15 protein-coding genes are annotated in these 18,342 nt (G+C 64.5%); 8 read left to right on the forward strand and 7 right to left on the reverse strand.

The window, feature by feature from the left end; translation table 11 throughout:
• The first annotated feature begins 31 nt into the window (after positions 1–31).
• Complete coding sequence (locus NKJ75_RS21955; protein ID WP_023672118.1) at positions 32–829, forward strand: ParA family protein; 798 nt, start codon at positions 32–34, stop codon at positions 827–829.
• A 62-nt stretch (positions 830–891) separates the two neighbouring features.
• Positions 892–1,779, forward strand: a complete 888-nt coding sequence (locus NKJ75_RS21960) for a ParB/RepB/Spo0J family partition protein (protein ID WP_023687600.1) — start codon at positions 892–894, stop codon at positions 1,777–1,779.
• A gap of 273 nt (positions 1,780–2,052) precedes the next feature.
• Here the strand turns inward: NKJ75_RS21960 and holA are convergent, their stop codons facing one another.
• On the reverse strand, positions 2,053–3,096 hold the full coding sequence (gene holA, locus NKJ75_RS21965) for a DNA polymerase III subunit delta (protein ID WP_352500189.1): 1,044 nt from the start codon (positions 3,094–3,096) through the stop codon (positions 2,053–2,055).
• A gap of 511 nt (positions 3,097–3,607) precedes the next feature.
• On the opposite strand from holA, the gene NKJ75_RS21970 reads away from it, so the two are divergent.
• From NKJ75_RS21970 to NKJ75_RS21990, 5 genes are all read left to right on the forward strand, one after another.
• Positions 3,608–4,840 carry a 3-methyl-2-oxobutanoate dehydrogenase (2-methylpropanoyl-transferring) subunit alpha gene (locus NKJ75_RS21970; RefSeq protein WP_023687602.1) on the forward strand — a complete coding sequence of 411 codons (1,233 nt, stop codon included), beginning with the start codon at positions 3,608–3,610 and terminating at the stop codon, positions 4,838–4,840.
• 2 nt (positions 4,841–4,842) lie between these two features.
• Positions 4,843–5,856: an alpha-ketoacid dehydrogenase subunit beta gene (locus tag NKJ75_RS21975; protein WP_023672171.1), complete on the forward strand. Its 1,014-nt coding sequence runs from the start codon at positions 4,843–4,845 to the stop codon at positions 5,854–5,856.
• 2 nt (positions 5,857–5,858) lie between these two features.
• Positions 5,859–7,262, forward strand: a complete 1,404-nt coding sequence (locus NKJ75_RS21980) for a dihydrolipoamide acetyltransferase family protein (RefSeq protein ID WP_023687604.1) — start codon at positions 5,859–5,861, stop codon at positions 7,260–7,262.
• Positions 7,263–7,497: 235 nt separating this feature from the next.
• Positions 7,498–8,886, forward strand: coding sequence for a dihydrolipoyl dehydrogenase (gene lpdA, locus NKJ75_RS21985; protein ID WP_352498845.1), 1,389 nt, complete (start codon positions 7,498–7,500; stop codon positions 8,884–8,886).
• Positions 8,887–9,093: 207 nt separating this feature from the next.
• Positions 9,094–9,960: a glycosyltransferase gene (locus tag NKJ75_RS21990; RefSeq protein WP_352500190.1), complete on the forward strand. Its 867-nt coding sequence runs from the start codon at positions 9,094–9,096 to the stop codon at positions 9,958–9,960.
• A gap of 161 nt (positions 9,961–10,121) precedes the next feature.
• On the opposite strand, the gene NKJ75_RS21995 is transcribed toward NKJ75_RS21990, so the two are convergent.
• Positions 10,122–11,225, reverse strand: a complete 1,104-nt coding sequence (locus tag NKJ75_RS21995; RefSeq protein ID WP_352500191.1) for a saccharopine dehydrogenase family protein — start codon at positions 11,223–11,225, stop codon at positions 10,122–10,124.
• Positions 11,226–11,375: 150 nt separating this feature from the next.
• Between NKJ75_RS21995 and NKJ75_RS22000 the strand changes: the two genes are divergently transcribed.
• Positions 11,376–11,804 (forward strand): Lrp/AsnC family transcriptional regulator, encoded by a 429-nt coding sequence (locus NKJ75_RS22000; RefSeq protein WP_023834533.1) that lies wholly within the window; start codon positions 11,376–11,378, stop codon positions 11,802–11,804.
• Between the two features lie 91 nt (positions 11,805–11,895).
• Here the strand turns inward: NKJ75_RS22000 and NKJ75_RS22005 are convergent, their stop codons facing one another.
• The 5 genes from NKJ75_RS22005 to NKJ75_RS22025 form a co-directional block, all read right to left on the reverse strand.
• Entirely contained in the window at positions 11,896–13,929 is a 2,034-nt protein-coding gene (locus NKJ75_RS22005) for an aldo/keto reductase (RefSeq protein WP_352500193.1), read from the reverse strand.
• A 29-nt stretch (positions 13,930–13,958) separates the two neighbouring features.
• The gene (locus tag NKJ75_RS22010; RefSeq protein ID WP_023726711.1) at positions 13,959–15,038 is read right to left on the reverse strand and encodes an ABC transporter ATP-binding protein; all 1,080 of its coding nucleotides are present in this window, start codon (positions 15,036–15,038) and stop codon (positions 13,959–13,961) included.
• 12 nt (positions 15,039–15,050) lie between these two features.
• Positions 15,051–15,887 carry a carbohydrate ABC transporter permease gene (locus NKJ75_RS22015; protein WP_352500194.1) on the reverse strand — a complete coding sequence of 279 codons (837 nt, stop codon included), beginning with the start codon at positions 15,885–15,887 and terminating at the stop codon, positions 15,051–15,053.
• Between the two features lie 13 nt (positions 15,888–15,900).
• A complete protein-coding gene (locus NKJ75_RS22020; RefSeq protein WP_023672163.1) occupies positions 15,901–16,761 on the reverse strand; it encodes a carbohydrate ABC transporter permease in 861 nt (286 codons plus the stop codon).
• Positions 16,762–17,045: 284 nt separating this feature from the next.
• Positions 17,046–18,314, reverse strand: a complete 1,269-nt coding sequence (locus NKJ75_RS22025; protein ID WP_023672162.1) for an ABC transporter substrate-binding protein — start codon at positions 18,312–18,314, stop codon at positions 17,046–17,048.
• Positions 18,315–18,342: the final 28 nt, after the last annotated feature.

Consider the following 18,342-nt stretch of genomic DNA (forward strand, 5'->3'; position numbering starts at 1 on the left):
CCTGGCCCACATGAATACCTGGCACAGACCCATGAAAACCGGACCTCGCATCATCACCGTCGCCAACCAGAAGGGCGGAGTCGGCAAGACCACCACCGCCATCAATCTGGCCACGGCGCTGGCCGCGATCGGCGAAAAGGTGCTGATCGTCGATCTCGACCCGCAAGGCAATGCCTCGACGGGTCTCGGTATCGACCGCAAGGACCGCACCGTCTCGTCCTACGATGTGCTGACCGGCGAACTGGGCCTGGAAGAGGCCGCCATTCCGACTGCGGTGCCCGGCCTGTCGATCGTGCCGTCGACGCTCGATCTGCTCGGCATCGAGATGGAAATCGCCTCGGCGCCGGATCGCGTGCTTAAGCTGCGCAACGCGCTCCGCGCCGCCACCGAGCGCGGTGCGCCGTTCGGCTATGTGCTGATCGACTGCCCGCCCTCGCTCAACCTTTTGACTTTAAATTCAATGGCGGCAGCCGATTCTGTTCTTGTGCCGCTGCAGTGCGAGTTCTTCGCGCTGGAAGGGCTAAGCCAACTCCTGGAAACGGTGGAGCAGGTGCGTCGTTCGATCAATCCAGACCTGATCATCCAGGGCATCGTGCTGACCATGTATGACGGCCGCAACAACCTCGCCAACCAGGTGGTGCAGGACGTGCGGGCACATATGGGCGACAAGGTCTACGAGACCATCATTCCTAGGAATGTGCGAGTGTCCGAGGCGCCCTCCTATGGCAAGCCGGCAATCCTCTATGACCTGAAATGCTCGGGCAGCCAGGCCTATCTGCAGCTGGCGTCCGAAGTGATCCGCCGCGAGCGCAAATTGCGCGCTGCTTGATTAGGCAGGGTCGATAAACAAAGCCGATCCGTTACCGAAACGATCAAGAATCTGGAATTGAGATGAGCGAAGACCTTTCGAGAAAGAGACTGGGCCGCGGATTGGCGGCGCTGATCGGCGAAATAGATCGCCCGGCAGCGGCCGAAAAGCCAGGCCTGAATGCCGACGGCAAGGTGCCGATAGAGTTCCTGAGCCCGAACCCGAAAAACCCGCGCCGGTACTTTGGCGACGCCGACCTCACCGATCTCGCGCAGTCGATCCGCGAGCATGGCGTGGTGCAGCCGGTGGTGGCGCGGCCTTCGCCCACGCAGGCCGGGCGCTACGAGATCATCGCCGGCGAGCGCCGCTGGCGGGCGGCGCAGCGAGCCGGGCTGACCGAGATCCCGATCATCGTGCGCGACGTCAACGACCGCACAGCGCTGGAACTGGCGATCATAGAAAACGTGCAGCGCACGGACCTCAACCCGGTCGAAGAGGCGCTGGGTTACCAGCAGTTGATCGACGACCACGGCTACACACAGGCCGACCTCGGCAATGTCATCGGCAAGAGCCGCAGCCACGTCGCCAACACGCTGCGGCTGCTGAAGCTGCCCGACGTGATCCGCGACATGCTGGTCGACGGCGCGCTGTCGGCCGGCCATGCCCGGACGCTGGTGACGGCGCAGGATCCCGCCGGGCTAGCCAAGCAGATCGTCGAAGAAGGGCTTTCGGTGCGCCAGGCTGAGGCGCTGGCGCAAATGCCGGCGGGCGGCACGCCGCCCAAGGCAAAACCAGCACACGCCGCATCGGGCAAGGATGCCGACACGCTGGCGCTGGAAAGGCTGATGACCAACACGATCGGCATGATCGTGACCATCGAGCACAAGGGCAAGGGCGGCGCGATCCGCGTGGACTACCGCAGTCTGGAGCAGCTCGACGAGCTATGCCGGCGGTTGAAGGACGAGCGGTAGAGGGTTGGGGTTGCGCCATATTTAGCCGGCGAATGAAGTTCTGGCTTAGGATGAAGAAAGGGCTTGGCGGTTGCCGGCCCTTCTTTTTATTGGGGATTGCCGAAGGGATCGAACTGCTGATCTCCCCCCTTGAGGGGGAGATGGCCGGCAGGCCAGAAGGGTCGTCTCCCATCAAGCGGCCGACCTCGTTTGTCGTTGCGAAAGGCGCCAGCGCTCCACGCGCCGCGACCCCCTCTGTCGCCTTTGGCGACATCTCCCCCTCAAGGGGGGAGATCACCGCTGCGCCAGCCTCGCGCTCTCCACCGCAATGCCGAGCAGCGCCTGCCGCGCCAGCGCTTCCGACAAATCCGGCCTGCGCCTGGTCTGCAGCACGGCCGATTGCAGCCGGTTCAGCGCGCGGCTGAGCGCCTCGACGTTCCAGCGCTCCAGCGCCTTCTCCACCAGCTTGCGCCGCGAGAAAAACACCGGTGGACGGGCGCCGGCCACTGCCGAGGCGGCGTTGCGGCCGGCGGTGTCCATCTGGCCGCGCATGACCTGAAGCTGCTGCAGCTGCCGCATCGCCGAGGACAGTACCAGGAAAGGATGGCCGCCGGACAGGCAGTGGCGGGTGAAGGCGGTGTCGAAGTCACCGATCCTGCCCTCCAGCACAGCATCGACCGCGTCGTCGAAGGAGGCGCCGGAGACGTCGCCGGACATCGCCCTTACGTCGTCGAGGCTGATGTCCTTCTGGCCGTGGGCATAAAGCACCAGTTTTTCGATCTCACCGCGTGAGGCCAGCCGGTCGCCGCCGAGATTGCGGCGCAGCGCCTGGCGTGCGTCGAGCGCCATCGACATGCCGGCCTTGCGCAACTCGTCGTCGATGACGCTGTCGATGTCGCGCGCTTCATCGGCATAGCATGGCAGCGCCATGGCGTTGTCGGCCGCCTCGACCACGGCGCGCAGCCCGACGCCTTTTTTCAGGTCGCCGACCTCGATGAGAATGATCGCGTCGCGCGCGGGCTCCGCGGTCAGCGCCTTGACGTCCTCAGCCAGCGGCTTCTGGCCGCTGGCGTTGCGCACCCACAGAAGCCGCCGGTCGGAGAACATCGGCACGGTCCGGGCTTCGTCCAGCAGCCGGCCCTGGTCGCGATCGACCTCCGCGCCATCGAGCCGGACGACTGAGAACGGATCGTCGAGCGACAGGCCGGTTTTCGCGGCAAAGGCTTTGGCCCGCTCGGCGACCAAGCCGCGGTCGGGTCCGTAAAGCAGGACGATCGATATGCGCGCGTCCGGCTTCGCCAGCCACGAATCGACTTCGTATCCTTTTTTCTGCGCCATTAGCGGTGGTTAGCATGGGGAGAGGGCGGAGTGAACGTTCTCCAGAGAGTTCGAGACCCTTTTGCCTTCCTCTCCCTCCGGAGGGGGGAGAGGTGGCTCGGCGAAGCCGAGACGGAGTGGGGGAACCACCTGGCAATCGCCGCGAACGGACAAAGGAAGGGCACTATCTCAAGCGTTGCCTAGCGCCCAAGGGTCGACCCCCACTCCGTCGAGCTTCGCTCGACACCTCTCCCCCCGATCGACGGGGGAGAGGAAAGCGCCAGTTCGCCGACCTTGATGCGTTCATCTCTCCCGGAGGCCGTGAAGTGACTATCTGCTGGAAATCCTGCAAAACTTTGCGCCTAATTGCGCGCCGCTCCCCAACATCGACAAGAAATTTCGCCGACATATCTGCATCTTGCGGTCGCCTGCCGGCCGTGACGCCGTATGGGTTGCGGCGCCCCATGAATTGGCGCTGTGCCGGGCGCGCGGATGTGCAAATATCACCGCAGCAAATGGGAGGACCATGGTCATGACCGATGCTGGGATGTTGCGGTTTCATGTGCCGGAGCCGGAAGTGCGGCCGGGCGGAACGCCCGACTTCTCCAACGTGCCTATCCCCAAGGCGGGCTCGGTGCCGCGACCGGACATCGATGTCGATCCGCGCACAATCCGCGACATGGCGTTTTCGATCATCCGCGTGCTCAACCGCACCGGTGAGGCGGTCGGGCCATGGGCCGGGCTGCTCACCGACGAGGAGCTGCTCGAGGGGTTGCGCCACATGATGACGCTGCGCAGCTTCGATGCGCGCATGCAGATGGCGCAGCGCCAGGGCAAGACCTCGTTCTACATGCAGCATCTGGGCGAGGAGGCGGTGAGCTGCGCTTTCCGCAAGGCGCTGGCGCCAGGCGACATGAATTTCCCGACCTATCGGCAAGCCGGCCTGCTCATCGCCGACGGCTATCCGATGGTCACGATGATGAACCAGATCTATTCCAACGAGGCCGATCCGCTCAAAGGGCGGCAGCTGCCGATCATGTATTCGTCGAAGGAGCATGGCTTCTTCTCGATCTCCGGCAATCTGGCGACGCAATACATCCAGGCGGTCGGCTGGGCGATGGCTTCCGCTATCAGCAACGATTCGAAAATCGCGGCGGCGTGGATCGGCGACGGCTCGACGGCCGAATCCGATTTCCATTCCGCACTGGTGTTCGCCTCGACGTACAAGGCGCCGGTCATCCTCAACGTCGTCAACAACCAGTGGGCGATCTCGACGTTTCAAGGCATTGCGCGTGGCGGCTCCGGCACCTTTGCCGCGCGCGGCCTCGGCTTCGGCATTCCGGCGCTGCGCGTTGACGGCAATGATTATCTCGCCGTGCATGCCGTGGCCAAATGGGCGGCGGAGCGGGCGCGGCAGAATCTCGGGCCGACGCTGATCGAATATGTCACCTACCGTGCCGGCGCGCATTCGAGCTCGGACGATCCGTCGGCCTATCGGCCGAAGACGGAATCCGACGCCTGGCCGCTCGGCGATCCGGTGATGCGGCTGAAGAACCATCTGATCCAACGCGGCGTCTGGTCGGACGAGCGTCACGCCCAGGCCGAAGCGGAAATCCTCGAGACGGTGATCGCGGCGCAGAAGGAAGCTGAAGGCCACGGCACGCTGCATGCCGGCGGCAAGCCGTCGACGCGCGAGATGTTCGAGGGCGTGTTTGCCGAGATGCCGCCGCATCTCAGGCGCCAGCGCCAGCAGGCGGGAGTCTGACCATGCCGAGACGGACCATGATCGAGGCGATCCGCGACGCCATGGACGTGTCGATGGCGCGCGACGAACGCGTCATCGTCTATGGCGAGGATGTCGGCTTCTTCGGGGGTGTCTTCCGCTGCACGGCAGGCCTGCAAGCGAAGTACGGCAAGACCCGCTGCTTCGATGCGCCGATCAACGAATCCGGCATTGTCGGCTCCGCCATCGGCATGGCCGCCTATGGGCTGAAGCCATGCGTGGAAATTCAGTTTGCCGACTACATGTACCCGGCTTACGACCAGCTGACGCAGGAAGCAGCACGCCTGCGCTACCGCTCGAACGGCGATTTCACCTGCCCGATCGTGGTCCGCATGCCGACCGGCGGCGGCATCTTTGGCGGCCAGACGCACAGCCAGAGCCCGGAAGCGCTGTTCACCCATGTGTCGGGGCTGAAGACGGTGGTGCCGTCCAATCCTCATGATGCCAAGGGGCTGCTGATCGCGGCGATCGAGGATCCCGATCCGGTGATTTTTCTGGAGCCGAAGCGGCTCTATAACGGACCGTTCGATGGCCATCACGACCGACCGGTGACGCCATGGTCGAAGCATGAACTGGGCGAGGTCGCCGACGGCCATTACACGGTGCCGCTCGGCAAGGCGGCGATCCGCCGGGCGGGCTCGGCCGTCACCGTGCTCGCCTACGGCACCATGGTCTATGTCGCGCAGGCGGCCGTGGAAGAAACCGGCATCGATGCCGAGATCATCGATTTGCGGACCCTGCTGCCGCTCGATCTCGACGCGATAGTCGCTTCGGTGAAGAAGACCGGACGCTGCGTCGTCGTGCACGAGGCGACACTGACCTCCGGCTTCGGCGCCGAGCTGTCGGCGCTGGTGCAGGAAAATTGTTTCTACCATCTGGAAGCGCCGGTGGCGCGCGTTACCGGTTGGGACACGCCCTACCCGCATGCGCAGGAATGGGATTATTTCCCGGGGCCGGCCCGTGTCGGCCGCGCGCTTCTCGAAACCATGGGAGCCTAGGGATGGGCGAACACATCATCAAGCTGCCGGATGTCGGTGAAGGCGTCGCCGAGGCCGAACTTGTGGAATGGCACGTCAAGGTCGGCGACCTCGTGCGCGAGGACGCTTTGCTCGCCGCCGTGATGACCGACAAGGCGACGGTGGAAATACCTTCGCCGGTCGATGGCGAGATCCTGTGGCTGGGCGCCGAGATCGGCGACACGGTGGCGATCGGCTCGCCCATCGTGCGGCTGAAAGTGGCGGGGGAGGGCAATGTCGCCGAAGGCTCGAAATCGTCAGAGGTCACGGCGGCACCGACCCCCACCCCTGCCGGGGCGAGCCACGGGTCTCGCCCGTCCTCCGGACCCCCACAAGAGGGAGGCGTTTCGGCCACGAAATCCGACGCCAAGTCGCCACCACCTGCACCAGCAGCCAAAAGCGCACGGGCAGCTGAGACTGAATCCCCCTCCCCCTTGTGGGGAGGGGCTAAGGGTGGGGGTGCTGCGCCGACATCTAAAGGTGCGGCACCCTCCGGCGCGCCGCGCCCGGAGGGCGAAAAGCCCCTGGCGTCGCCCGCCATCCGGCTCAGGGCGAAGGAGGCGGGGATCGATCTGCGCCAGGTGTCGGGTACCGGCCCTGCCGGCCGCATCAGCCACGAAGATATCGAGGCCTTTCTCGCGCGCGGGCCGCAGGTGGCGAAGGCGTCGGGTCTGGCGCGCAATGACAGCGTCGAGGATATCAAGGTCATCGGTCTCAGGCGCAAGATCGCCGAAAAAATGTCGCTGGCGAAGTCACGCATCCCGCACATCACCTATGTCGAGGAGATCGACGTCACAGCACTTGAGGAGTTGCGCGCGGCGCTCAACAAGGAAAAGCGCAAGGGTGTGGAGAGGCCGAAGCTGACGCTGCTGCCGTTCCTGATGCGGGCGATGGTCAAGGCGATTGCCGACCAGCCCAACATCAACGCGCTGTTCGACGACGAGGCCGGCATCATCCATCAGCATGGCGGCGTCCATATCGGCATTGCCGCGCAGACGCCGTCGGGCCTGGTGGTGCCGGTGGTCAAGCACGCCGAGGCGCGCGACCTCTGGGATTGCGCGGCCGAGCTCAACCGCCTGGCCGAAGCGGCGAAGTCCGGCACGGCCAGCCGCGACGAGCTGTCGGGATCGACCATCACCATCACCTCGCTCGGCGCCATGGGCGGCGTGGCGACGACGCCGGTCATCAATCATCCTGAGGTGGCGATCGTCGGCGTCAACAAGATGATGGTGCGGCCGGTCTGGGACGGCACCCAGTTCATCCCGCGCAAGATGATGAACCTGTCGTCGAGCTTCGACCACCGGGTGGTCGACGGCTGGGACGCGGCGGTGTTTGTGCAGCGCATCAAGGCGCTGATTGAGACGCCAGCGCTGATATTTGTGGATTGAGGGGCGGAACGACCGAGATGACGGCGGGACAGCGCCCCCCTCTGCCTTACCAGGCATCTCCCCCACAAGGGGGGAGATTGGACGTCACGCAGGGTTTCGCCAATCTCCATCGTTGCAGGAATGAGCGAAGCGAAGAAGCTGCTGATCTCCCCCCTCGTGGGGGAGATGTCCGGCAGGACAGAGGGGGGCGCGAAGGATCGCGACGGAACATTCCCTCGCATCAAAGGGTCACGCCATGAAAGAAATCTCCTGCAAGCTGCTGGTCATCGGCGCCGGGCCCGGCGGCTACGTCTGCGCTATCCGTGCCGGCCAGCTCGGCATCGATACGGTGATCGTTGAAGCCGGCAAACCGGGCGGCACCTGTCTCAATGTCGGCTGCATCCCGTCCAAGGCGATGATCCATGCGGCGGAAGAGTTCGAGAAGGTCGCGCATATGGCCGGCGGCAGCAGTCCGCTCGGCATCTCGGTAGCAGCGCCCGTGCTCGATCTCGGCAAGACGGTTGCGTGGAAGGACGGCATTGTTAGCCGGCTGACCGGGGGCGTTGCCGGGCTACTGAAGAAGGCCAAGGTCAAGACCGTCTATGGCTGGGCGACGTTCCGCGACGGCAAGACCGTCGCGGTCGAGACCGAGACCGGCACCCAGATCATCCGCGCCGAAACGGTTGTGATCGCCACCGGCTCGGCGACGGTGGAACTGCCGTTCCTGCCGTTCGGCGGCCCGGTGATTTCATCCACAGAAGCGCTGGCTCTCGGCGAGGTGCCGAAAAAGCTCGCCGTGGTCGGCGGCGGCTATATCGGGCTGGAACTCGGCATGGCGTTCGCCAAAATGGGCGCCGCGGTGACCGTGGTCGAGGCGCTGCCGCGCGTGCTGGCGCAGTATGATGCGGAACTGACCCGGCCGGTGGTGAAACGGCTGGCCCAGCTCGGCGTCGAGGTGATGCTTGGTGCCAAGGCCAAGGGGGTCAAGGGCGACGCGCTGCTGGTCGAGACCGCGGACGGCAAGAGCACCAAAATCGCGGCAGACAAGATCCTGGTCACGGTCGGCCGCAAGCCGGTGACGGAGGGCTGGGGCCTCGATCAGATCGATCTCGACATGGCCGGCAAGTTCATCAAGATCGACGACCAGTGCCGCACCTCGATGCGCGGCATCTATGCCATTGGCGACGTCACCGGCGAGCCGATGCTGGCGCACCGGGCGATGGCGCAAGGCGAAATGGTGGCCGAGATCGTCGCCGGCCACAAGCGCAGCTGGGACAAGCGCTCGATCCCGGCCGTCTGCTTCACCGATCCGGAGCTGGTGACGGCAGGGCTAACGCCGGAGGAGGCGAAGGCTTCAGGCGAAATCAAGATCGGCCAGTTCCCCTTCGCCGCCAACGGCCGGGCGATGACGAAACTCGGCGAGGACGGGTTTGTTCGTGTTGTCGCCCGCGCGGACAACCATCTGGTGCTGGGCATCCAGGCGGTCGGGCAAGGCGTGTCGGAACTGGCGGCGGCGTTCGGCCTGGCGCTGGAAATGGGCGCGCGGCTGGAGGATATCGCCGGGACCATCCATGCGCATCCGACGCAAGGCGAAGGCTTCCAGGAAGCGGCGCTGAAGGCGCTGGGCCACGCGCTGCATATTTGAAGTGCGCTTACCCTCCCCCTTGTGGGGAAGGGTCGATCCGCGTAGCGGAGCGGGGTGGGGGTCCTCGCCGACCGTCAGCGCTCACCCCCACCCCGTCTCGCCATCTCCGCTTCGCTCCGACCGCGAGCCGACCCTCCCAACAAGGGGGAGGGTGGCCGCTCAGCCGTTGGTTGTCGCAGATCAGCGGAATGTACTAAGTGTCGGTCCATGGACACCGGCCTGAAGAAATACATCGCCATACGCTACAACATCGCCGCTGGCTTCAAGCCAAGCCAGTGGGACGGAAAGGGCCGCGCCAATCTCGACCCGGTCTGGCTGGTCGAGCGCCTGGCGTTGTTCGACACCTATTGCGCGTCGTCGCTCGAAGGCCAGTCGCTGAAGGATTTTACCGTCCTTGTGGCGTTCGATGCCGATACGCACGAGAACTATATTCGCACCGTGTGCAGCTGCGTGGCCGGTGTCGACGTCAGGCCGATCCTTGTCGAGGCCGGCGAGGATTACAATGATCGCTTCAATGCCTTCGTCCAGGCCGATACCGATGCCGACTATGTTTCGCTCACGCGGCTCGACAGCGACGACGCGCTGGCGCCGACCTTCATGGAGCGCGTCGAGCACTACGCGCGCCGGGAGATCGAAAAGCGTGTGGTGGACCTGCAGCCGCTCTACATTGCCTTTCCGGACGGCCAGAATTTCGACACGGCAAGCGGACGCTACACGCACCACGACTATGTCACGTCGGCGTTCGGCACGCTGGTCGAAAGGAGATCGCCGGCGATGAGCGGCGTCTACAGCGAGCACCACGCAAAAATGGCGACGCGCTTCAACACCGTCGTGGCGGCATCGAAGGGCGCGCAATGGTGCATCGTCATCCATGACAACAACGCCGCCAACGTGTTGAGTGGGAAGCCGGTCTCGGGCCCCTCCTTCACGGTGGGCCGACCGGGTGTCGAACCCAAGGTGCCAGCGCGAAGGCAAAGCGCGCCACGACAGGCGACGCAGCCCCGCATGGCGCCGCGGACCGCGGGCAACTTCATCCGGTTTCTGCTCGGACGACCGATGGCTCTGCGGAAGTAGCGGGCGCTTTACCCTCCCCCTTGTGGGGAGGGTCGATCCGCGGAGCGGAGCGAGGTGGGGGCTCTCGTCGACCGTCGGCGCTCACCCCCACCCCGTCTCGCCATCTCCGCTTCGCTCCGATTGCGCGCCGACCCTCCCCACAAGGGGGAGGGTGAAGTAGCTCAGCTTGCGAGCCGGCTCACCATCTCGTGCTGGGCATAAGCGCGCCCAAAACGATTGGCGAGAAACGCATCCAGCGCGATGTCTTCCTGCTTGACGAAACCGGTCGTCGGCAAGGTGCCGTCGGCCAGCATGTCGAGCACGGCGCAGATGCCGGACGCGGTGGTGATCTGGATTGCGCTGCGCACCTGGTTGCCGATGCGCTGCGAATAGATCTTGTTGGCGTAGGTTTCCTGCAGCAGGCGGCCATTGCGGCGGCCCGAGACGGTGACGAAGACGATGACCACGTCCTGCAGCGTTGCCGGCAGGGCGCTCTCGAAGATATCCTTCAGTACGTCGCGGCGGTGGCGCAGGCCGAGGTCGTTGAGCAGCGCCTTCATGATCGCCGCGTGGCCGGGATAGCGGATGGTGCGGTAGTTCAGCGTGCGCACCTTGCCCTTCAGCGTCTCGGCCAGCGTGCCGAGACCGCCGGAGGTGTTGAAGGCCTCATAGGTGACGCCGTCGAGCGAGAACTCTTCGCGCTCCTCCAGCGGCGGCACCTCGATCAGCTCGCCCTCGACGATCGCCTCGCAGGGTTCGCAATATTCGTTGATGACGCCGTCGGTGCTCCAGGTCAGATTGTAGTTCAGCGCATTGGACGGGTATTGCGGCAGCGCGCCGACGCGCATGCGAACGCTTTCCAGCGTGTCGAAGCGGCTGGCGAGATCGTTGGCGACGATCGAGATGAAGCCCGGCGCCAGGCCGCATTGCGGGATGAAAGCGCTCTCGCCCGATTTGGCCAGCTCCTTGACGCGGCGGGTGGAGACGACATCCTCGGTCAAATCGAGATAGTGCACGCCGGTGGCGGCGGCCGCTTCGGCGATGCGCGTGGTCAAATGGAAGGGGGCGGCGCTCAGCACGGCGAAGGCGCCGGCAAGGGCGGCCTCGAGTGCGCCCGGCGCTGCGATATCGAGCTCCAGCCCCTCGACGCCGGCGGGAAGTTCGGCCGCGGCAAGCTGCGCCGCCGCGCGGTCGACAACGGTGACGTGGTAGTCGCCGCTGTCGGCGAGCATGCCTGCAATGGTGGAGCCGATCTTGCCGGCGCCGACGACGATGATTTTCTTCATGACCTTGCCCCTCGTGAAAACTCTTTGGCCCAAACTGCCGCGCGGTGGACGCTATGCCTTCAAGAATCGCAGCTTGCCTGCCGAAAGGAAGCGTGAAACTGTTCGAAACGAACCCCACAATTGATCAATACGCCGACAAGGCTCGTCGAAATGCTCAGTGACGCCGAACAAAAACTGCTTTCCCTGCTGCGCGCCAATGCCCGCGCGTCGACCACTGAGCTGGCGCGCAAGCTCGGCGTTTCGCGCACGACGGTGCAGAGCCGGATCGAGCGGCTGGAACAGCGCGGCATCATCACCGGCTATGGCGTGCGGATGGCGCCGGACTACGAGCAGGGGCTGGTGCGGGCGCATGTGCTGCTCACCGTTACGCCCAAGCTCGCCGACAAGGTGGTGCGGGCGCTGCAGGCGCTGCCGCCGGTACGGACGCTGCACTCGGTGAGCGGCAATTTCGACATGATCGTCATCGTCGACGCGCCGTCGATCAGGGATCTGGATGCGTTGCTGGACGAGATCGGGGCGATGGACGGGGTCGAGCGGACGTCGTCGTCGATTATTTTGTCGACACGGATCGATCGGTAGGTGGAACGCATGAGCCGCTAATCTCCCCCGCAAGGGGGGAGATCAGCCTTCGCCTTGGCTTTCGCCAACCTCCAAACTCTGAGCTTGCTCCCTAAGCCCGCCGCCTTTCCGGCCCGCTATCCAGCCACGCCACATCCTCCGCCGACAGCTTGATATCCAGCGCCTTCAAACTGTCCTCCAACTCGTCCAGCGTGCGCGGGCCGATCAACGGCACCGACGGAAAGGGCTGCGCCAGCACATAGGCGAGCGCGATGTGGATCGGGCTTTTGCCGAGCCGCTGCGCCAGCTCGATGGCACGGTCGCGCCGGCCAAAATTCTTCTCCGAATACCAGACCCGCACCAGCTCCTCATTGTCCTGCTTGTCGCGGCCGGCGCGGTCGGTGAAGAAGCCGCGGCCCTGGCTCGACCAGGCGAAGTTGGGCATCTGCCTTTTCGTCAGCCAGGATTTCCAGTCGTCGGTGGACGAGGTGATGCAGCCTGCCCAGATCGGCTCCAGCATCTCGGCCAGCGAGAAATTGTTGGAGAGCACGCCGGGCTTCTGCTTGCCGGTGCGCTCGGCATAAGCAATCGCCTCGTCCATGCGCGCCATCGTCCAGTTCGAGCCGCCGAACGGGCCACGGATGCGGCCGGCCTTGACCTCGGCGTCCATGGCATCGACGAATTCGCCGACCGGCACATCCGGGTTGTCGCGGTGCATGAAATAGAGGTCGACATGGTCGGTCTGCAGCCGGTCCAACGACTGGGCGAGCTGCTTGCCGATGACATCGGGATAGCAGAGCGGCGAGTGCGCGCCCTTGGCGATGATCACCGACTGCTCGCGCACGCCGCGATTCCTGAGCCACTGGCCAAGCAGCGTTTCGGTGTAGCCGGCGCCGTAGACATAGCCGGTATCGAACAGATTGCCGCCGGTCTCGAAGAAGGCGTCGAGCAGGATTGCGCCCGACGAGAAGGTGCGGAAATCCTCGAAGCCGAGCGCCACCACGGAGGCCGGCTTCGACAGGCCCGGAATCTTGCGCTTGCCAATGGCCGTGCCGCCGGTGCGCAGCGGCCGGCCCGAAAGGGTGTTGGTTCGCTTAGCCGGCTTTTCGATCTCATATTCGAGCCCGACGGCAGCGCGCCATTTGTCGAGCACACGCAGCGTGCCGAGACTGTCGGCCCAGCCCATGCCCGGCCAGGCGAATTCCTGTTTGCCGGCCAGGATCGCCTCGCCGGCGGCGTCGACCTCGAAGGAATAGAGATGGCGGGTTTCGTTGAGGCTGATGGTCTCGCGCGTGTCGTCGGCGAGAATTACATCGATCCGGCCAGGGCCGCCATCGCGGTTGCCGCCGCCGGCGAACCAGAAATCCGGCACCTCGATGCGGCCCTTGGTGCCGAGGATGCGCAGGACATTGTCCTGTTTCAGCGAGATGCTGCAGGACACCTCGGCAACGATTCCACCGGGAAAATGCAGCAGCGCCGAGGCCCATTCGTCGACGCCGGACTTGCCGAGATGGGCGGTGCCGACAACCTTGTCCGGCTCGGCGAAGGGTTTGCCTGTGGCAGCGCCCGCGATCAGCCGCACCATGGAGACGGGATAGCCGCCGACGTCGAGAATGCCGCCACCGGCGAGATCGTTGGAATAGAGCCGGTGCTCGGGCATGAAGCCGGGCATGGCGAAGCCGAAGCTCGACTTGATCAGCCTGACATCGCCGATGACGCCCGACTGGATCACCTCGACCAGCTTCGCCGTCTGCGGGTGCAGGCGGTACATGAAGGCTTCGCCGAGGAAGGTGCCGGCCTTGCGCGCGGCATGGATCATGGCGTCGGCCTCGAAGGCGGTCAGCGCCAGCGGCTTTTCGCACAGCACATGCTTGCCGGCTTCCGCCGCCTTGATTGCCCATTCGGCATGGCCGGGATGCGGGATGGCGATATAGACGGCGTCGACCTCGGGGTCAGCGAGCAGCGCGTCGTAACCGTCGAGGATGCGGGCGCCGGGAAACGTCTCGGCCAGGCCTGCCTTGCCGGGATTGCGGGCGCCGAGCGCCACGATCGTGCCGGTGCGCGAGCCTGCCACGCCGCGGGCGAACGCTTTGGCGATGTCGCCGGGCCCGAGTATCCCCCAGCGAATGGGCGCGGTTGCAGTCATGGTCATTCTCCTTGCAAGGCTGGAAGGGCTCAGCGCAGCCGCTGGCCGTTTTCATCGAACAGATAGGATTTGCGGATGGACACGGTGATCTCCTGGGTGTCGGGGACCTTTGCCGCGTCGCGCTGGATCACCAGGTCTTCGCCATGGGCGGTCCTGGCATAGATGAAGCTGGTGCCGCCGAGATGCTCGACCACGTCGATGCCGACGGTGAGGTCGGCGTCGCCTTCGCCGCCATTGCCGAAATGTTCGGGCCGCACGCCGACAATGACCTTGGCTCCTGTTTGCGGCACGGCGCCGGTCAACGGTTGCATAATGCGGGTCTTTTCCTCGCCCACCAGCTCGACGGTGACGCTGCTCGTGTTGCGCCCGACGACGCGGCCCTTGATGAAATTCATCTTCGGCGAGCCGACAAAGCCGGCGACGAACTGGTTGTCGGGATTGTCGTAGAGATCGAGCGGCCGGCCGATCTGCTCGACATGGCCGCCGCGCAGCACCACGATCCGGTCGGCGAGCGTCATCGCTTCGGTCTGGTCGTGGGTGACATAGATCATCGTCGTACCGAGCTCCTTGTGCAGGCGCGAGATCTCGACCCGCATCTGGACGCGCAGCTCGGCGTCGAGATTGCTCAACGGCTCGTCGAACAGGAAGACTTGCGGTTCGCGCACGATGGCGCGGCCAATGGCAACGCGCTGGCGCTGGCCGCCGGACAATTGCCTCGGCCGCCGCGCCATCAACTCTGTGATGCGCAGGATTTCGGAGGCCCGCTTCACCCGCCGCTCGGTGTCCTCCTTGGGGTTTCCGGTCATCCTGAGGCCAAAGCTCAGATTCTGCTCCACGCTCATGTGCGGGTAGAGCGCGTAGGACTGGAACACCATGGCGATGCCGCGCTCGGCCGGCTCGACATCGTTCATCACCTTGCCGCCAATGGCGATCTCGCCGCCGCTGATATCCTCCAGCCCGGCGATCATCCTGAGCAGCGTCGATTTTCCACAACCCGACGGGCCGACAAAGACGACGAACTCGCCATCGGCGATATCGATGTTGGCGCCATGGATGATCTCATAGACGCCGAAGCGTTTTACGACATTGGTGAGGGTGACTGCCGCCATATCGCTCTAGTCCTACTTGACGGCGCCGGCGGCGATGCCGGCGATGAAATGGCGCTGCAGCAGCACGAAGACGACCAGCATCGGTACGGTCAGCATGACGGCGCCGGCCATGATGCCGCCCCATGAGACCTTGGTCAGGCCGATCAGCGTGCCGAGCGCCACAGGGGCCGTCATGGCGCCGGGCTGGCTGTTGATCAAAAGCGGCCAGAGATAATTGTTCCACGCGGCGAGGAACAGAATGATGGCGAGCGCCGCCAGCATCGGCCGCGCCAGCGGCAAAGCGACGAACAGGAAGATACGCCATTCCTTGACGCCTTCGACTCGCGCGGCGTCGAAGAGGTCGGCCGGCATCATCGAGAAAGCCTGGCGCATGAACAGCACGCCCAGCGAATTGAACAAGGGTGGCACGATCAACGCAATCCAGGTGTTGGCGAGCTGGAAGTCGCGCGCCACCATGATGAATTGCGGGATCAGCACCACCGCATAGGGCAGCGTGATGGTGCCGAGGATGATCGCCACCACCGCGCCCTTGCCGAAGAACTGATAGCGGGCGAGCGCCCAGCCGGCCATCGAGGTCAGCAGCACCGAGAAGAAGGTGTAGGTCACCGCCACCGCCACCGAAATGCCGATGGCGCCGACGAAATTGGTGTCGCGCTGCAGGTTGTTGAAATTGTCGACGAAATTGCCGTGCGGCAGAAGCTCGATGCCGGGGCTGAAAATGCCGTTGTCGGGCATGGTCGAAAACACCACCATCATCCACAGCGGAAACAGCCAGATCACCGCCAGCGGCGTCAGGACCAGATGCAGCAGGACGCTACGGCCGAGCCGGCGTTGCGAGAGCGAACTCACTTCGGCTCCCCTCTCATTTCGGCTCTCTTGTCAGCCACAGCTGCACCAGCGTGATGGCGATGGCCAGCCCCGCCATCGTGTAGGCGACGGCCGAGGCGTAGCCGAAATTGAGCGAGCGAAAACCCTGGCGGTAGAGCAGCAGGCCAAGCGTCTCGGTGCCGCCGCCGGGGCCGCCGCGCTCGGTGATCAGGAACGGCTCGGTGAACAGCTGCATGGTGCCGATGATCGACAGCACGGCGCAAAACACGATGACCGGCTTGAGCAGCGGCAGCGTTATGTAGAAGAACTGCTTGAGCTTGCTGACGCGGTCGAGCGTCGCTGCTTCATAGACATCCTCGGGGATCGACTGCAGGCCGGCGAGCAGGATGATGGCGTTGTAGCCGGCCCAGCGCCAGGTTACCGCGATCATGATCAGCGCCATCGCCGGTGTGACGTTGGAGAACCAGTCGATCTTGGCCAGGCCGACGCCGGCGAGCAATTTGTTGATGATGCCGAAATCGAGATTGAACATCAGCCGGAACACGGCGGAATAGGCGACCTCGCCGACCACCACCGGAGCGAAGAAGGCGAAGCGGTAGAGGCCACGTGCTTTCAGCAGCGGCGAGTTCAGCAGCACCGCCATGATGATCGCCAGCGAGATCATCACCGGCACCTGGATGACGAGGATGAGCAGCGTGTTCTTCAGCGCGTTGAAGAAAGCGGGGTCGCCGATCAGGCGGCCCCAGTTGAACGTCGGCGCAAAGCGCCAGGGCACCGTGCGCGTCGCCTGGAAGGAAATCATGAACGAGGAGATGATCGGCCACACCCAGAAGATGGCGAAGATCAGGAGGTAGGGCGTGAGGAAGCGATAGGCCGTGGCGTTCTGGTAGCGCATGGTTTCCTCCTCCTTCCGCTTTCCCGGTTGATCCGGTGTGTTGTTGGCTGGCGTCAATTATTAAGGCTTGGCGCCGCCCCTCATCCCCCTGCCGGGACCTTCTCCCCGTATAGTGACGGGGAGAAGGGGCTTGTTGGGACGCCGCCGGCGATTGGCGAACTGTTGGGCGAGAGCGTCCCCTCTCCGTCACTATACGGGGAGAGGATGCCGGCAGGCAGATGAGGGGCAGCGCCAACGGTCCGGCAAATTGCCCTATATCTGGCCCGCCAACATCTCCGCCTTGGTCACTTGATCGGCAGTCCCGTCGCCGAAGCGATCTGGCTGGCGGCGTCGTCGAGGGCGGCCTTGGCATCGGGATAGCCGCCGCCGAGATATTTGGTCTGCACGGCGCGCATGATGATTTCGGCGTCGCTCTGGAACGGCGTGCCGCGGCTCGGCACCACCTTGGGCAGCGTGGCGAGAATGTCCTTCCACACTGCCTGGCCGCCCCAATAGGGCAGGCCCTGCGAGACGTAGGGGTCGTCGAGGGCCGAGATCAGTGACGGCACCAGGCCGAAATCCCTGAGCATGGTGATCTGGCCTTCATTGGTCTCGAGCGTGTATTTCAGATAGGCGTAGGCGGCCTCCTTGTTCTTCGAGGCTGAGGTGATGGCGAGCGACGAGCCGCCGAGATTGGCCGCGCGCGGGCCGTCGGCGGTGAGGCTCGGCATCAGATAGACACCCCATTTGCCGTTTTCGCCGGCCGATTCGGTGCGGATGGTGCCCTCATACCAGCCGCCATAGACCTGGGTGGCGACGGTGCCGGCGGTGTTGTTGGTGATCTTGGTGCCCCAGTCGGCCGACGAGATGATGCCGGCGTCCTTCATGTCCTTGATCTTGGCCAGCGTGTCGACGCATTTCGGCTGGTTGACGGTGATCGACTGCCCATCGGCGGCGAAATAGCCGCAGCCCTGTTCGTTGGAAATCATGCGGAAGAATTCGGTGTCGCCGTTGAAATCGGCATTGGTCATGGTGACGCCGGGATTGGCGGCCTGGACCTTCTTGCCGGCGGCGATGAAGTCGTCCCAGGTCTTGATCGAGGCCGGATCGACGCCGGCCTTCTCGTAGAAGTCGCGGCGGTAGAAGGCGGCGACCGGGCCGGAATCCCACGGCATGGCATAGGCCTTGTCGCCGACCTCCAATTCGGTGCGCTTGAAATCCGGGAATTTCTTCTGGTCGTCGGCGGTGTAGCCCAGCGTGTGCAAATCGACGAAGCAATCGGGGAACTGGCTCCAGTAGTTCTCGGCCTCGCCGTTTTCGATCGAGACGATATCGGGCAGGCCGACGCCGCCGGCCGCACAGCCGGCGATCGACTTGTCATAGGTCGGCTGGTTGCCGAGATCCTGAACGGTGACCTTGACGTCGGGATACTGCTTGTTGAAGCCGGCCACCGTCGCCTTCAGCGACGAAGCGGCGATATTCCAGCTCCAGATCGTGATTTCGCCGGACTGCGCCAAAGCCGGGCCTGAGCCCAGGCCAAGCGCCAGCGCGGCACAGATCAGTGTCGTGCGCATTGAAATCCTCCCATTTCATTTGCTCTCT

Source organism: Mesorhizobium sp. M0058 (assembly GCF_040323095.1).
Classification (GTDB): Bacteria; Pseudomonadota; Alphaproteobacteria; order Rhizobiales; family Rhizobiaceae; genus Mesorhizobium.

Bases quoted from the DNA above. Each gene is read 5' to 3' on its own strand.
- NKJ75_RS22010 (WP_023726711.1), bottom strand. From the start codon at position 15,038: ATGGCGGCAGTCACCCTCACCAATGTCGTAAAACGCTTCGGCGTCTAT.
- NKJ75_RS21990 (WP_352500190.1), top strand. From the start codon at position 9,094: ATGGACACCGGCCTGAAGAAATACATCGCCATACGCTACAACATCGCC.
- NKJ75_RS22025 (WP_023672162.1), bottom strand. From the start codon at position 18,314: ATGCGCACGACACTGATCTGTGCCGCGCTGGCGCTTGGCCTGGGCTCA.
- NKJ75_RS21975 (WP_023672171.1), top strand. From the start codon at position 4,843: ATGCCGAGACGGACCATGATCGAGGCGATCCGCGACGCCATGGACGTG.
- lpdA (WP_352498845.1), top strand. From the start codon at position 7,498: ATGAAAGAAATCTCCTGCAAGCTGCTGGTCATCGGCGCCGGGCCCGGC.
- NKJ75_RS22000 (WP_023834533.1), top strand. From the start codon at position 11,376: ATGCTCAGTGACGCCGAACAAAAACTGCTTTCCCTGCTGCGCGCCAAT.
- NKJ75_RS21955 (WP_023672118.1), top strand. From the start codon at position 32: ATGAAAACCGGACCTCGCATCATCACCGTCGCCAACCAGAAGGGCGGA.
- NKJ75_RS22005 (WP_352500193.1), bottom strand. From the start codon at position 13,929: ATGACTGCAACCGCGCCCATTCGCTGGGGGATACTCGGGCCCGGCGAC.
- holA (WP_352500189.1), bottom strand. From the start codon at position 3,096: ATGGCGCAGAAAAAAGGATACGAAGTCGATTCGTGGCTGGCGAAGCCG.
- NKJ75_RS22020 (WP_023672163.1), bottom strand. From the start codon at position 16,761: ATGCGCTACCAGAACGCCACGGCCTATCGCTTCCTCACGCCCTACCTC.
- NKJ75_RS21960 (WP_023687600.1), top strand. From the start codon at position 892: ATGAGCGAAGACCTTTCGAGAAAGAGACTGGGCCGCGGATTGGCGGCG.
- NKJ75_RS21980 (WP_023687604.1), top strand. From the start codon at position 5,859: ATGGGCGAACACATCATCAAGCTGCCGGATGTCGGTGAAGGCGTCGCC.
- NKJ75_RS21995 (WP_352500191.1), bottom strand. From the start codon at position 11,225: ATGAAGAAAATCATCGTCGTCGGCGCCGGCAAGATCGGCTCCACCATT.
- NKJ75_RS21970 (WP_023687602.1), top strand. From the start codon at position 3,608: ATGACCGATGCTGGGATGTTGCGGTTTCATGTGCCGGAGCCGGAAGTG.